Annotated in this window: 15 protein-coding genes; 11 read left to right on the top strand and 4 right to left on the bottom strand. The window is 76.3% G+C overall.

The features are described 5' to 3' along the window. Positions 1–43: 43 nt before the first annotated feature. Complete coding sequence (locus tag ACI792_RS09690) at positions 44–1351, bottom strand: AI-2E family transporter (protein WP_456602412.1); 1308 nt, start codon at positions 1349–1351, stop codon at positions 44–46. Positions 1352–1440: 89 nt separating this feature from the next. Between ACI792_RS09690 and ACI792_RS09685 the strand changes: the two genes are divergently transcribed. The 11 genes from ACI792_RS09685 to ACI792_RS09635 all read left to right on the top strand — a co-directional run bounded on the left by ACI792_RS09685 (position 1441) and on the right by ACI792_RS09635 (position 9582). After that, a complete protein-coding gene (locus tag ACI792_RS09685) occupies positions 1441–1908 on the top strand; it encodes a PPOX class F420-dependent oxidoreductase (RefSeq protein ID WP_456581148.1) in 468 nt (155 codons plus the stop codon). A 38-nt stretch (positions 1909–1946) separates the two neighbouring features. Then, the gene (locus tag ACI792_RS09680; RefSeq protein WP_456602411.1) at positions 1947–2534 is read left to right on the top strand and encodes a hypothetical protein; all 588 of its coding nucleotides are present in this window, start codon (positions 1947–1949) and stop codon (positions 2532–2534) included. Beyond that, on the top strand, positions 2531–3049 hold the full coding sequence (locus ACI792_RS09675; protein ID WP_456602410.1) for a hypothetical protein: 519 nt from the start codon (positions 2531–2533) through the stop codon (positions 3047–3049). The genes ACI792_RS09680 and ACI792_RS09675 overlap by 4 nt, the downstream gene beginning before the upstream one ends. A gap of 79 nt (positions 3050–3128) precedes the next feature. Then, positions 3129–3674, top strand: coding sequence for a hypothetical protein (locus ACI792_RS09670; RefSeq protein WP_456602409.1), 546 nt, complete (start codon positions 3129–3131; stop codon positions 3672–3674). Between the two features lie 14 nt (positions 3675–3688). Further along, the gene (locus ACI792_RS09665) at positions 3689–4441 is read left to right on the top strand and encodes a dienelactone hydrolase family protein (RefSeq protein WP_456602408.1); all 753 of its coding nucleotides are present in this window, start codon (positions 3689–3691) and stop codon (positions 4439–4441) included. Between the two features lie 41 nt (positions 4442–4482). After that, on the top strand, positions 4483–4920 hold the full coding sequence (locus tag ACI792_RS09660; protein WP_456602407.1) for a GNAT family N-acetyltransferase: 438 nt from the start codon (positions 4483–4485) through the stop codon (positions 4918–4920). 58 nt (positions 4921–4978) lie between these two features. Then, positions 4979–5377, top strand: a complete 399-nt coding sequence (locus ACI792_RS09655; RefSeq protein ID WP_456581154.1) for an ankyrin repeat domain-containing protein — start codon at positions 4979–4981, stop codon at positions 5375–5377. 50 nt (positions 5378–5427) lie between these two features. Continuing rightward, on the top strand, positions 5428–6711 hold the full coding sequence (locus tag ACI792_RS09650; RefSeq protein WP_456602406.1) for an AI-2E family transporter: 1284 nt from the start codon (positions 5428–5430) through the stop codon (positions 6709–6711). Continuing rightward, positions 6708–8033: a 3-oxoacyl-ACP reductase FabG gene (gene fabG / locus ACI792_RS09645; protein ID WP_456602543.1), complete on the top strand. Its 1326-nt coding sequence runs from the start codon at positions 6708–6710 to the stop codon at positions 8031–8033. The genes ACI792_RS09650 and fabG overlap by 4 nt, the downstream gene beginning before the upstream one ends. Positions 8034–8144: 111 nt before the next feature. Beyond that, positions 8145–8912 carry a crotonase/enoyl-CoA hydratase family protein gene (locus ACI792_RS09640; RefSeq protein ID WP_456581156.1) on the top strand — a complete coding sequence of 256 codons (768 nt, stop codon included), beginning with the start codon at positions 8145–8147 and terminating at the stop codon, positions 8910–8912. A gap of 46 nt (positions 8913–8958) precedes the next feature. Next, a complete protein-coding gene (locus ACI792_RS09635; RefSeq protein ID WP_456602405.1) occupies positions 8959–9582 on the top strand; it encodes an SGNH/GDSL hydrolase family protein in 624 nt (207 codons plus the stop codon). 4 nt (positions 9583–9586) lie between these two features. Here ACI792_RS09635 and ACI792_RS09630 read toward each other — a convergent pair whose 3' ends face one another. From ACI792_RS09630 to ACI792_RS09620, 3 genes are read right to left on the bottom strand one after another with little or no spacing between them, the layout of a single operon-like run. Further along, positions 9587–10753 (bottom strand): cation:proton antiporter, encoded by a 1167-nt coding sequence (locus ACI792_RS09630; RefSeq protein ID WP_456581158.1) that lies wholly within the window; start codon positions 10751–10753, stop codon positions 9587–9589. A gap of 7 nt (positions 10754–10760) precedes the next feature. Further along, positions 10761–11246: a cation:proton antiporter regulatory subunit gene (locus tag ACI792_RS09625; protein ID WP_456602404.1), complete on the bottom strand. Its 486-nt coding sequence runs from the start codon at positions 11244–11246 to the stop codon at positions 10761–10763. A gap of 25 nt (positions 11247–11271) precedes the next feature. After that, entirely contained in the window at positions 11272–14118 is a 2847-nt protein-coding gene (locus tag ACI792_RS09620) for an FAD-binding and (Fe-S)-binding domain-containing protein (RefSeq protein WP_456602403.1), read from the bottom strand. Between the last annotated feature and the right edge of the window lie 127 nt (positions 14119–14245).

Here is a 14245-nt window from a genome sequence, read left to right as displayed (position 1 = left end):
GCGCACCGCCGCATTCCCGGTGGGGTGCGCCCGGCCGGCCTGTTCAGCGGTTCGCCGTCTCCTGCCGGCCCTCGCGCCCGTCGGCGTCCTGGCCCGCGGGCTCGGCGACCGGCTCGCGGGTCAGGTGGGCGCCGACCTCGTCGGGGACGATCTGCGCCCGCGTGCCGTTGGGGAGGATCTCCGGCGACTTCCCGTCGAGCTGGTCACGCGCGTAGCGGTAGGCGACGGCGATGAGCGCGGTGACCGGGACCGCGAGGAAGGCGCCGACGATGCCGGCCAGGCTGGCGCCCGCGGTCACGGCCAGGATGACCACGGCGGCGTGCAGGTTCAGCCCCCGGCCCTGCAGGATCGGCTGCAGGATGTTGCCCTCGATCTGCTGCACGAGGATCACGATGCCGAGCACGATCAGGGCCGTGGTGAGGCCGCTGTCGACGAGGGCGATCAGCACCGCGAAACCGCCGGCGACGAAGGCACCGATGATCGGGACGAAGGCGCCGAAGAAGGTCAGCACCGCCAGGGGCAGGACCAGCGGGACGCCGAGGATCCAGAGCCCGAGGGCGATGAAGAAGGCGTCGAAGAACCCCACCAGGGCCTGCTGCCGGATGAACTCCGACAGCGTCGACCAGGTCTTGTAGGAGAGGGCGGCGACGTGCGGGGCGGCCGGGGGGCCGGTCTGCGCGGCGAGCCACGGCACCCAGCGGGGGCCGTCCTTGAGGAAGAAGAAGGTCAGCACCAGCGCCAGCACCAGGTTGATCAGGATCCCGCCGATCGCGGTGGCCCCGGTGACGGCGTAGGAGGCGATGTTCTGCGCGTTGCCCTGGATCGAGTCGATCGCCTGGTCGACGGCGGTGCCGATCTGCTCCTGGCCGAGGTTGAACGGCGGGCCGGTCAGCCACTCCTGCAGCTGCTGGAGGCCCACGCTGACGCCGTCGGCGAGCTCCTCGACCTGCCGGACGACGGGGGGCGCGATCAGCGCGATGATCCCGCCGAAGGCGGCGAGGAAGGTGAGCAGGACGGTGAGGGCGGCCAGGGCCGCCGGCCAGCCGTGGTTGCGCAGGAAGCGGGTGGGCGGCCACAGCACGGTGGTGAACAGCAGGCCCAGCACGACCGGCAGCAGGACGACCCAGAGTTGTCCGACGACCCAGCCGAGGACGTACACACCGCCGACGATCAGCAGCAGCTCGGCCGAGGCGACGGCCACGGCCCGGCTCGCCCGGTGCAGGCGTTCCCCGCGCTCACGGGTGGGGGCGGGGGCGTGCGTGGCCGGCTGGACACCGGCCTCCGGCGTCGGCTGGTCGGGCTCGACGTCGTCGGGGGTCCCGTCCGGCGGCGGGTCGGTGCGACCGGGCAAGCGGATCCTCATGCACCGATCTCAACACAGATGTGCGCGACCGACCGGGCAGGAAACGATCATCACACCCGCGTCGTAGCGTGCGCGGCATGCCGAAGATCGCGACCGCCGACCGGGTCGACCGGGAGTCCCTGCTGGAGTTCCTCCGCCCACGGCACCGGGCGGTGCTGCTCACCCGACGTCGCGAGGGGGGCGTCCAGCTCTCCCCGGTCACCTGCGGGGTGGACGCCGAGGGGCGGGTGGTCGTCTCCACCTACCCCCAGCGGGCGAAGGTGACCAACGCCCGGCGCGACCCCGCGGTCTCGCTGTGCGTGCTCTCCGACGAGTGGGACGGTCCGTGGGTGCAGCTCGACGGGGAGGCCGAGGTGCTCGAGCTGCCGGAGGCCCTCGAGCCCCTGGTCGAGTACTACCGGTCCATCAGCGGGGAGCACCCCGACTGGGCGGAGTACCGCGCGGCCATGCAGCGGCAGGGGAAGGCGCTGGTCCGGGTGACCGTGACCGCGTGGGGCCCGATCGCGACCGGCGGCTTCCCCGCCGAGGTGGCCGACAAGCTCTGAGACTTGCACGCGGAGGTGAAAGGTGTGAGTCTTTCGCGATGGTGTACGTCCTGACCGTCGACCAGCGAGGCAGCCGGCGCGGGCCCGACCGTGTCGCCGACGTGCTGGCCGAGCTCAACGCCGGCGTCGGCGCGGTGCTGGCCTTCGAGCGGACGGCGGGGGACGAGTTCCAGGGTGTCCTGGGTGAGCCGGAGACGGCGGTCGACGTCGCCCTGCGGCTGGTCCGGCTGGGCGGGTGGAGCATCGGCATCGGCGCCGGGGCCGTCCAGCACCCGCTGCCTCCCAGCACCCGGGCCGCGGCGGGGCCGGCCTTCCTGTGCGCCCGGCGTGCCGTCGACGCGGCCAAGCAGCGGTCGGTGCGCCTGGCGGTGCGCGGGGCGGTAGCCTCCGACGCCGCCGATGCGCAGGCGGTGCTCGGTGCGCTGGCGGTCCTGGTGGGGCGCCGCAGCCGGCAGGCGTGGGAGGCGATCGAGCTGGTCGAGAGCGGGCGGACCCAGGCCGAGGCGGCCGAGGCGCTGGGGATCACCCGGCAGGCCGTGGGCCAGCGCCTGAGCGCCGCGTCCTGGGACCTCGAGCGCGAGCTGCGGCCGACGGCGGCCCGGCTCCTGGAGAGGGCGGCCGGATGACCGTCGCGGTCCTCGTGCTCCTCGCCCTGGTCTGCGTGACCGGGCTGGCCCTGGCCCTCCGCGGCGAGCGGGCCTCCGTCGCCACCGGCGCGATCGCCCTGGTGGGCGCGCTCGCGGTCGCCGCCGCGTTCGCCTGGCCGGCCACGGGCGGGGCGGGCGCGGCGCAGGCCGGCGCGGCGCTCGCGGCGCTCGCCGCGGTCACCGGTGGCGGTCCGGTGGCGACGGCGGTGCTGCACGCCGCCGACCCCGCCGCCGCCGGGGTGTCGGGCGGGCCGCAGGATCCCGAGATCCTCCGGGGCGGGGCCTGGATCGGCGTGCTGGAGCGGGGGGCGATCGCCGCCACCCTCCTCGTCGGCTGGCCCGAGGGGCTCGCCGTCGTCCTCGCCGTCAAGGGGCTGGGCCGGTTCTCGGAGCTGCGCGCGCCGGCGGCGGCCGAGCGGTTCATCGTGGGCACCCTGGCCAGCGGGCTGTGGGCCGCCGGCTGCGTCGGGGTCGCGGTCCTGCTCCGCGGCTGACCGGGGCACACGCCGAGCGGGCTGTGCCGTACGGAGGGAAGACTGGGGCCCCGTCGCCGTTCCCGCCCCTGGAGGCCTGGTGCCCGAGTCGCGTGCCCCCGGTGGCGCCCGCAACCCCGACCTGCTGACCGTCTACTGCAACGACCACCTCGCCGCGGCCACCGGCGGCGTCGAGCTCGTCACCCGCATGCTCGGCCACCACCGCGGCGGGCCGCACGACGACGCGCTCGCGGAGCTGCTCGACGAGCTCCGCGAGGAGCGTGCCGCGCTGCTGACGACGATGCGTGCGCTGGGGGTGCCGGTGCGCGAGTACAAGCAGGCCGTGACATGGGCGGCCGAGAAGCTCGGCCGGTTCAAGCTCAACGGGCGGCTCTTCACCCGCTCGCCGCTCAGCGACCTCGTCGAGTGGGAGTTCATCGCCACCGCGGTGGTGGCGAAGCGCGCAGGGTTCGAGACGCTGCGCGCCCTGGGCGAGGTGGACCGACGCGTCGACGTCGAGCTGTTCGAGCGGCTGATCCACCAGGCGGACCGGCAGCACGACTGGCTCGTCGTGGTCCGCCGCGAGGTGGCGGCCTCGGTCCTCGGCGGCCGGGTGGAGACCGCCGCCGGCGACGCCGACGCCTGACCGGGAGGACGACGATGTGCCACGACCACGACAGCCGACCGCCGGCCCCTCCGCGCACCGGCCCGGTGCGCGAGCGCAGCACGACCACGCTCACCGCGGCCGACGGCGCCTCCTTCACGGCCGCCACCGCGCTGCCCGAGGGGACCGCGCGCGCGGGGGTGGTCGTCCTCCCCGACATCCGCGGGCTGCACCCCTACTACGTCGCCCTGGCCGAGCGGTTCGCCGAAGCCGGGTTGGCCGCCGTGGCGATCGACTGGTTCGGGCGGACCGCCGGGGTGTGCGCCGACGGCGTCCGGCCCGAGGGGTTCGACTGGCAGGCGCACATCCCGCGCACCACGCCCGAGGGGATCGACGCCGACGTCACCGCCGCGATCGCCCACCTCCGCGACCGGGCCGGCGCGGAGCTGCCGGTGGTCACGGTCGGCTTCTGCTTCGGCGGCAGCCACGCGTGGCGGCTGGCCGGCGGCGACCTGGACCTGGCCGGCTGCGCGGGCTTCTACGGGCGCCCGGCGCTGGTGGGGGGCGCCGCCGACCGGGCGCACCTGCCCACGGTCATGCTGGTCGCGGGCGCCGACACCGTGACGCCGCTGGAGGAGCAGCGGGAGCTGGCCGAGCGGCTCCGGGCGGCCGGGGCGGAGGTGGACCTCGCCGTCTACGACCGAGCGCCGCACTCGTTCTTCGACCGTTCGCACGGCGAGTGGGCCGACGCCTGCCGGGACGCGTGGGAGCACGTGCTGGCCCTCACCGACCGCGTCGCCCGCCGGTGACCCCGCCCGCCTGGGGGGCGCTGCCCGGAACGGAGGTGCGGGTGCGCGCGGCGACCGCCGACGACCTCCCGGCCCTCGTCGCGCTCCTGGCCGACGACCCGCTCGGCCGTCGGCGCGAGCGGGCCGCCGACCCGGCGCCCTACCGGGCGGCGTTCCGGCGCATCGAGGAGGACCCGGCGCACCTGCTGGCGGCCGCCGTCGACGGGGCGGACGTCGTCGGCACGCTGCAGCTCTCGCTCGTGCCGGGGCTCTCCCGCGGGGGCGCGCTGCGCGGGCAGATCGAGGGCGTGCGGATCCGCTCCGACCGGCGCGGCGGAGGCCTCGGCGCGGCGCTGCTGACCTGGGCGGTCGCCGAGGCCGGCCGGCAGGGGTGCGCGCTGGTGCAGCTGACCAGCGACCTGGCCCGGCCCCACGCGCACCGGTTCTACGCGCGGCTCGGCTTCGTCCACTCGCACGCGGGCTACAAGCTCGCGCTCTGACCTGCCGGCCGACGGGGGTGCGGGCCCGGTCACCGCCGAGGTGCCTACGCTGGGTCGGGTGAGCGGCCAGCCGATCGACCCCGGAGTCATCGAGCTCGCCGGGCGGGTCTTCGACCTCGCCCGCGGCGGGCACACCGGCGAGCTCGTCGCCTACCTCGACGCGGGCGTGCCGGCGAACCTCACCAACGACAAGGGCGACACCCTGCTGATCCTCGCGGCCTACCACGGGCACGGCGACACGGTGGCGGCCCTGCTGGCGCGCGGCGCCGACCACGGGCGGGCCAACGACAGGGGGCAGACGGCCCTGGCCGCGGCGGTGTTCAAGCAGTCGGCCGAGACGGTCGAGGCGTTGCTCGCCGCCGGCGCCGATCCCGACGCGGGCGGACCGAGCGCCCGGGAGACCGCGGCGTTCTTCGACCTGCCGGCCATGACCGCGCTGCTCGACGCCCGCGGCTGACGGGCTCGGCGGAACCGGTGCGGCCGCGTGCGACGGAGGGGGAGGCGGGCGTGGCAGCAAGTCCCGGGCAGCCGGCGACCGGCGAGCTGGTCCCGCCGGCGGAGCAGAGCGCCCCGCAGCCCGCCGGGGTGGAGCCGGTCGTGCCGCTGCCGGCCCCCGAGCCGGGCCTGCCGCGCTGGCTGCTGCTGGTGGGCGGCGCGGCCGCCGCCACGATCGCCGTCGCCGGGCTGCAGGCGGTCGCCTGGCTCGTCGCGCCGGTCTTCCTCGCCCTGGTCGTCGTCGTCGCGCTCACCCCCGTGCAGCGGTGGCTGCGCCGCATCGGCACGCCCCGCTGGCTGGCGACGACGGTGCTGCTCCTGCTCGTGTGGGCGGTGCTGCTCGCCTTCGTCGCCCTGCTGGTGGTCTCGGTGGCCCAGTTCGCCGCGCTGCTGCCCGACTACGCCGACCGGGCCCAGATCCTGATCAACGACGTCGTCACCGACCTGAACAGCCGGGGGATCGTCTCCGGTCAGCTCTCGGACCTCGTCGAGCAGATCGACTACGGCTCCCTGGTCGGGCTGGCCACCGACCTGCTGAGCCGGCTCACCGACGCGGCGACCACACTGGTGCTCCTGCTCTCGGCGCTGGTGTTCATGGCCATCGAGAGCAGCGGCTTCGGCCGGCGGCTGGCGCTCATCGGTGCCGAGCGCCCGCACCTGCCGGTGGCCCTGGGCCTGTTCACCCGCGGCACCCGCAGCTACCTGCTGGTGAGCACGGTGTTCGGGGCGATCGTCGCGGTGGGCGACACCATCGCCCTCGCGCTGCTCGACGTGCCTGCCGCGCCGCTGTGGGGGCTCCTGGCGTTCATCACCAACTACGTGCCCAACATCGGGTTCCTGCTCGGGGTGGCGCCGCCCGCCGTGCTGGGGCTGCTCGCCGGCGGCTGGGGCGACTTCGTCGCGATCCTGGTCGTCTACTCGCTGCTGAACTTCGTGGTGCAGACCCTCATCCAGCCGCGCTTCGTCGGCGACTCGGTGGGCCTGTCCATGACGGTGACGTTCGTGGCGCTCCTCTTCTGGGGCTGGGTCCTCGGCGCCCTGGGCGCGCTGCTCGCCATCCCGCTGACCCTCCTGGTCAAGGCCCTCATGGTGGACGTCGACCCGCGGGGGCACTGGCTGGACGCGCTGCTGCGCGAGGAGCCGCGCGCCCCGCGGACCACGCGCGCCCGGCGGCGGATGGCCGACCGCCACGCCGCGCTCGCGTCGATGCGGCGCCTGCACCACCACCCCTCCCGCCGGTCGGGGGCGGCCGACGCGGAGCACGAGGAGACGCCGACCCCGGCGGGGCGGTCCTGACCGCGCAGGAGCTGGTCGTCCTGGTCGGCCTGCAGGGGAGCGGGAAGAGCACCTGGGTGGGGGCGCACCTGGCCGGCACCCACGTCGTGGTCAGCAAGGACCACTGGCCCAACGCCCGGCGTCGCGAGGCCCGCCAGCAGCGGGTCGTCGCCGAGCTGCTCGCCGCCGGGCGCAGCGTCGTCGTCGACAACACCCACCCCGCGCCGGAGGACCGTGCGCCGCTCGTCGCCCTCGCCCGGGAGGCGGGGGTTCCGGTGCGCGCCGTGTGGCTGGACACTCCCGCGGAGGTCTGCCTGGCCCGCAACGCCGCCCGCACCGGCCGGGCCCGCGTGCCGCTGGTGGGCCTGCACGCCACCCGGGCCCGGTTCGTGCCGCCGTCGGTGGACGAGGGCTTCGACCGGGTGGACGTCGTCCGGCACGCTCCGCCGCGGGCCGGGTCGGACCATGTGACGGCGGCCGCAACCGGCGGCCGTAACGTGTCGGGCGCAGCTCGCCGCGCACCGGGGCCGTCCGCCCCGGTGACCGCAGGCATCCGAGACGAAGGGAACGACATGACCGAGGCAGGCACCACGGCATCCCGCGTGGCCATCGTGACCGGCGCGGCCCGTGGCATCGGCGCGGCGACCGCCCAGCGGCTGGCGGCCGACGGCTTCGCCGTCGCCGTCCTGGACCTGGACGAGGGCTCGGCCAAGGGCACCGTCGAGGCGATCGAGGCCGCCGGCGGCCGCGCGCTGGCCGTCGGAGCCGATGTGAGCGACTCCGCGCAGGTGGAGGCCGCCGTCGAGCGCATCGCCACCGAGCTGGGCGCGCCGACCGTCCTGGTCAACAACGCCGGCGTCCTCCGCGACAACATGCTGTTCAAGATGTCCGACTCCGACTGGGACATCGTCATGAACGTGCACCTGCGGGGTGCCTTCCTCATGACCCGCGCGGCGCAGAAGCACATGATCGACCAGAAGTGGGGTCGGATCGTGAACCTGTCCAGCACCTCGGCGCTGGGCAACCGCGGCCAGGCCAACTACTCCACGGCCAAGGCCGGCCTGCAGGGCTTCACCAAGACGCTCGCGATCGAGCTGGGCAAGTTCGGCGTCACCGCCAACGCCATCGCCCCTGGCTTCATCGAGACCGAGATGACCAAGGCCACGGCCGAGCGCATGGGCATCCCGTTCGAGGACTTCATCAAGGGCGCCGCCTCGCAGATCCCGGTGGCCCGCACCGGCAAGCCCGAGGACATCGCGCACCTGGTCTCGTTCTTCGTGAGCGAGGGCGCCGGCTTCGTCTCCGGCCAGGTCGTCTACGCCGCCGGCGGCCCGAAGGCCTAGAAGGACCTCGCTGCAGCCCCTCACCAGGGGCCGTTCCACCCTCACGACGGGCCGGGCTGCCTGACCGGCGGCCCGGCCCCGTGCCGCACCCGCACCGTTCCCGGAGGTCCCGTGCCCGAGCAGTCCGTCCTCGTCGAGCGCCGCGGCGCGGTGCAGGTCATCACCATCAACCGTCCGGAGGCGCGCAACGCCCTCGACGGCGACGTCGCCCGGGCGGTCGCGGCCGCGGTCGACGAGCTCGACTCCGACGCCGACCTGCGGGCCGGGGTGCTCACCGGGGCGGGCGGGACCTTCTCCTCCGGGATGGACCTCAAGGCCTTCCTCCGCGGCGAGAGCCCCGCGATCGAGGGCCGGGGCCTGTGCGGCATCACCCGCACGCCGCCGCGCAAGCCGCTCGTCGCCGCCGTCGAGGGCTGGGCCCTGGCCGGGGGCTTCGAGCTGGTGCTCGCCTGCGACCTCGTGGTGGCCGGCCGCGGCGCCCGGTTCGGGGTGCCCGAGGTGAAGCGCTCGCTCGTCGCCGCCGGCGGGGCCGCGCTGCTCCTCCCGCAGCGGGTGCCGCGCGCCGTCGCACTGGAGCTGCTGCTGACCGGGGAGCCGGTGGACGCCGAGCGCGCGGCGGCGGTCGGGCTGGTCAACCGGGTGGTCGAGGATGGAACGGCGGTCGAGGCGGCCGTCGCCCTCGCCGAGGTCATCGCCGCGAACGGCCCGCTCGCGGTCGCCGCGACCAAGCGGGTCGTGCTCGAGGCGCCCACCTGGCCGGCGGAGGAGGCGTGGGAACGGCAGGAGCAGGTCGTCCGGCCGGTGTTCGGCTCCGAGGACGCGCGGGAGGGCTCCACCGCCTTCGCCGAACGCCGCCCGCCGGTGTGGCGCGGGCGCTGAGCCGTCGCAGCGGCATACCGGGGCGGTCCGCGTCGTTCCGCCTGACGTGGACCGCTCCGCTCTCCGACTGCTCGTCCTCGGTGACTCCCTCGCCTTCGGCACGGGTGCCGCCCGTCCCGCCGACGCCCTCGGCCCGCGGCTGACCCGCGCGCTGACCGACGACGGGTTCGACGTCGACCTGCACGTGCTCGCCGTCCCCGGGGCGGTCTCGGCCGGGCTCGCCGACCAGGTGCGCCGAGCCCTCCCGCTCTCGGCCGACCTCGCCGTCGTGGTCATCGGCGCCAACGACCTCGCCCGCTTCGTCCCCGCCGAGCAGGCGGCGGCAGCGCTCTCGGCCGCGGTGACCGCGCTCCGGACCGCCGGCACCGACGTCGTGGTCGTCCCGGCGCCGGACATGTCGATGGTCCCCTTCGTACCGCCCGCCCTGCGGGCGCTGGTCCGGGGCGCCTGCGCGGTGCTCCAGCAGCGGCAGTCGCACGTCGCCGCCGGCGGCGGCGCCACGGTGGCCCCGGTGGCCGCCGAGGTGGCGCGCGCCTTCTCGGCCGACCCGGCGCTCTTCTCCGCCGACCGCTTCCACCCCTCCTCCGCCGGCTACGCGCGCATCGCCGAGGTCCTCACCCCGTACGTCCTGGACGCGGCCCGCGCCCGGCGGGCGGACGCCGCGGCGTGACCGCTCAGGCGGGTGACGGGGCGCGCACCAGGCGGGCGGAGAGCGGCTCGACGAAGCGGGTGAGCACCGGCCCGGTCACCGCCAGCACCAGCACGTAACCGGTGGCCACGGGGCCGACGGCCGGGATCCCGGCCGCGACGGCCAGCCCGGCGATCACGATGGAGAACTCGCCGCGGGCCACGAGCGCGGTCCCGGCGCGGAGCCGGCCCGGGACGGCGACGCCGTCCCGCTTCGCAGCGAACCACCCGGTGCCGATCTTCGTCGCGGTGGTGACGGCGGCCAGCGCGAGCGCCGCGGGGAGCACCGGGACGATGGCCCCCGGGTCGGTGGCCAGGCCGAAGGCGACGAAGAAGGTGGCGGCGAACAGGTCGCGCAGCGGGCCGAGGATCGCGCGGGCGCGCTCGGCGAAGGTCGCCGGCAGCGCCAGCCCGACGAGGAACGCGCCGACCGCCGCGGAGGCGCCCATCGCCTGGGCGGCCCCGGCGACCAGCAGGGTGAGCCCGATCAGCCGGAGCATCACCTGCTCGTCGTCGTCGTGCGAGAGCAGCCGGCCCAGCCGGTGCCCGTGCCGCTGGGCGGCCAGCAGCACCAGCAGCACCGCGCCCACCGCCAGCCCGACGCCGGCGACGGCCGACATCGGGCCCTGGCCGGCAAGGGCGACCACCAGCAGCGGCAGGAACAGCGCCATGGCGAGGTCCTCGAGCACCAGCACCGAGAGCACCGCCGGGGTCTCCCGGTTGGTCAGCCGCCCGAGGTCGCCGAGCAGCCGCGCGATGATCCCCGACGACGAGATGTAGGTGACCCCGCCCAGCGCCAGCGCCCCCTGCCACGGCAGCCCCAGGAGCAGCCCGGCGACGAACCCGGGCGGGCCGTTCAGCACGAGGTCCACCAGCCCCGACGGCGCGTGCCGGCGGAAGGACGCGAACAGCTCGGTGGCGGAGAACTCCAGGCCCAGGGTCAGCAGCAGGAGGACGACGCCGATCTCCGCGGCGGCCTCCAGGAACGGCGCGGCGTTGTCCATCGGCACCACGCCGCCCTCGCCGAGGGCCAGCGCCGCCAGCAGGATGAACGGGATGGGGGAGAGGCCCAGCCGCCGGGCCAGCAGCCCGAGCGCGGAGAGGCCGAGGAAGAGCAGCCCCAGCTCGAGGAGCAGGGCGGCGACGTGGTCCACCGCCGCTCTACTCGTGACCCGCGAGCCGCCGGTCCAGCTGCTCCAGCCCGGCCGCCGAGCCGATGGCCACGAGCACGTCGCCGGCGGAGAGCCGGTCCGCGGGCGAGGGGGAGGGGACGACATCGGCGCCGCGGACGATGGCGACCACCGAGCAGCCGGTCAGCGTGCGCGCGCGGGTGTCGCCCAGGGTGCGGCCCGCGAACGGTGACCCGGGGCGGACGGTGATCCGCCCGGACTCCAGCCCGGGCACCTCGCGGGAGAGGTCGGCGAACCGCTGAGTCAGCCGGGGGGCACCCAGCACCTCGGCGACGGCGTCGACCTCCTCCGGGTCCAGGCGGATCGTCTCCCGCGCCTGGTCGGGATCGCGCCGGTCGAACACCGCGATCTCCGCGCCGCCCTCCCGCTGGACGACGATGCCGATCAGCTGCCCCGACCGGGTCCTCATCTGGTAGCGGACGCCGACGCCGGGCAGCAGGGTCTCCTCGAGCTCCACGTCCGGCATCGTCGCAGACCCGCTCTCAGGCCAGCCGCTCCGCCAGCAGCTCGGCGAGGTGCCGGCCGCGCCGGCCGGCGAGCTGGTCGAGCTGGGTGCGGCAGGAGAAGCCGTCGGCCAGGACGACGGCGTCCTCGGGCAGGTCGCGCACGGCCGGCAGCAGCTGCTGCTCGGCGACGGCGACGGAGACGTCGTGGTGCCCGCGCTCGACCCCCCAGTTGCCGGCGAGCCCGCAGCAGCCGCCCAGCCGGGTGACCCGGGCGCCCGCGTGCTCCAGCAGCCGGGCGTCGGCCGACCAGCCCAGCACCGAGGTGTGGTGGCAGTGCGGCTGGGCGACGATCTCCAGGCCGTCCAGCGACGGCGGCGTCCAGCCGGGGGTGTCGCGGAGCAGCTCGGCCAGCGTGCGGGTCGCCGCGGCCACCTGCTCGGCCTCCGCCCCGCCGACGAGCTCCAGCGCCTCGCCGCGCAGCACGGCGGTGCACGAGGGCTCGATGCCGACGACCGGCACGCCGGCGGCGGCGAGCGGGGCGAGGGTGCGCACGGTCTGCCCCAGGATGCGGCGGGCGGCGTCGAGCTGCCCCGTGGTGATCCAGGTGAGCCCGCAGCAGGTGTCGGCGCCGGGCACCTCGACCCGGTAGCCGGCCGACTCGAGCACCCGGACCGCGGCCTCGGCGACCTCCGGGGCGAAGTGGTCGGTGAACGAGTCCACCCACAGGGCGACCCGCGGCCCGTCGCCGGCCGCGGTCCGCCCGGCCCACTGCTGCCGGAAGGTGCGCGCGGCGAACGCCGGCACCGGGCGGCGCTGGTCGATCCCCGCGCTCCACTTGGCCAGCGGGCCCACCAGCGCGGAGCCGAGCATCGCGTTCACCAGGCGGGGGGCCCGGGCCACGAGGTCGGACCAGAACGGCAGCCGGCCCAGGGTGTAGTGCGAGCGCGGCCGCAGCCGGCGGCGGTAGGACTGGTGCAGGACCTCGGCCTTGTAGCTGGCCATGTCCACGCCGGTCGGGCAGTCCGACGAGCACCCCTTGCAGGACAGGCACAGGTCCAGCGCCTCGTGCACCTCCGGCGACCGCCAGTCCTGCACCGGGCCCCCGGGCGCGAGCATCTCCTGCAGCACCCGGGCGCGGCCCCGGGTGGAGTCCTTCTCCTCCCGCGTGGCCGGCCACGACGGGCACATGACGCCGCCGGAGGCCTGGAGGTCCGCCCGGCACTTGCCCACGCCGGTGCAGCGGTGCACCGCGGCGGAGAAGTCGCCGCCGTCGTGCCGGTAGGCCAGCGCGAGACCCTTCCGCAGGGGCGGGGCGGCGGCGATGCGGATGTCCTCGTCGAGCGGCGCCGGGCGCACCAGGACGCCGGGGTTCAGCACGTCGTCCGGGTCGAAGACGGCCTTGACCCGGGCGAAGAGGCCCAGCGCGGCGGGGGAGTACATGTGCGGCAGCAGCTCGCTGCGCGCCCGCCCGTCGCCGTGCTCGCCGGAGAGCGAGCCGCCGTAGCCGGCGACGAGCCGGGCGGCGTCCTCGACGAAGGAGCGGTAGGCCGACCGGCCGCGGTCGTCGCCCTCCCCGAACGGGAAGTCGATGCGGACGTGCACGCAGCCGTCGCCGAAGTGCCCGTAGGGGACGCCCTGCAGACCGTGGCCGTCGAGCAGCGCCTCGAAGCCGCGCAGGTAGGCGCCCAGCCGCTCGACCGGGACGGCGGCGTCCTCCCAGCCGGCGTGCGCCGGGCGCCCGTCGGAGGTCCGGTTGGCCAGCCCCGCGCCGTCCTCGCGGATCCGCCAGATCGCCGCGGCGTGCGCCGGGTCGGTGACCACCATCGAGTCGACCGCGCCGGCGTCGGCCAGCACGCCCCGGGCCTTTGCCTGCACCTCCGCCTCGGTGTCGCCGGTCAGCTCCACGATCAGCCACCCGTCACCGCGCGGCAGGTCGGGGACGACCGCGGCGGGGACGTCGCGCAGCCGCTGCACGATCCGCTGGTCGAGCCCCTCCACGGCGGTGGGCTCGTGGGGCAGGAGGCCGGGGGTGGCGTCGGCGGCGTCGGCCATGCTCGGGTAGCCGAGCACCACCAGGCCGCGGACCGGGGCGTCGGTGACCAGCCGCACCGTCGCGCCGAGGACGACGGCCAGCGTGCCCTCGCTGCCGACCAGGGCGCGGGCGACGTCGAAGCCGCGCTCGGGCAGCAGGTGCTCCAGCGAGTAGCCCGAGACCTGCCGGCCGAAGGTGCCGAGCTCGGTCCGCACCGTGGCCAGGTCGCCGGCGATGAGCCGGTGCAGGTCGGCGAGCACCCCCGGCGCGGGCTCGGTGCCCGGGCCGAGCCGCAGGCGCGCGCCGGTGCCGGTGACGACGTCGAGGCCCACGACGTTGTCCGACGTCCGGCCGTAGCCCAGGGCGCGGGAGCCGCAGGCGTTGTTGCCGATCATCCCGCCGATCGTGCAGCGGTTGTGCGTGCTCGGGTCCGGGCCGAAGCGCAGCCCGTGCGGGCGGGCGGCGGTCTGCAGCGCGGACTGGACGACGCCGGGGTCCACCGTCGCCGTGCGTGCCTCCGGGTCGACCTCGTGCACGCGGGACAGGTGCCGGCTGGTGTCGATCACCACGCCGGCACCCACGGCGTTGCCGGCGATCGACGTCCCCGCCCCGCGGGCGGTCAGCGGCACGCGGAGGGAGCGGCACACCTCCAGGGCGGCCACGATCTCGTCGGGGTGGCGCGGCCGGACGACGGCCCGGGGCAGGACGCGGTACAGCGACGCGTCGGAGGAGTAGAGGGCGCGGGCCAGCCCCGAGTCGTCGACGTCGCCGATCCCGGCGCGGCGGAGCTCGGCCGCCACCGCCCGGCCGTCGTCGGTGCGCGTCGTCGTGTCCGCGGCCGGTGCGCTCATGCCGCCGAGTCTGGCTCGCCGCTCGCGGGCGGGCGCGCCCGGCCCCCTCCCGGACCCGGGGACGGGCGGGGGGGGGGGGGGGGGGGGGGGGGGGGGGGGGGGGGGGGGGGGGGGGGGGGGGCGGGGG

The sequence above is a fragment of the Blastococcus sp. SYSU DS0669 genome, from assembly GCF_054050895.1.
The sequence above is the reverse complement of the archived record's forward strand: the minus strand, read 5'-3'. Positions and strand labels throughout refer to the sequence as shown.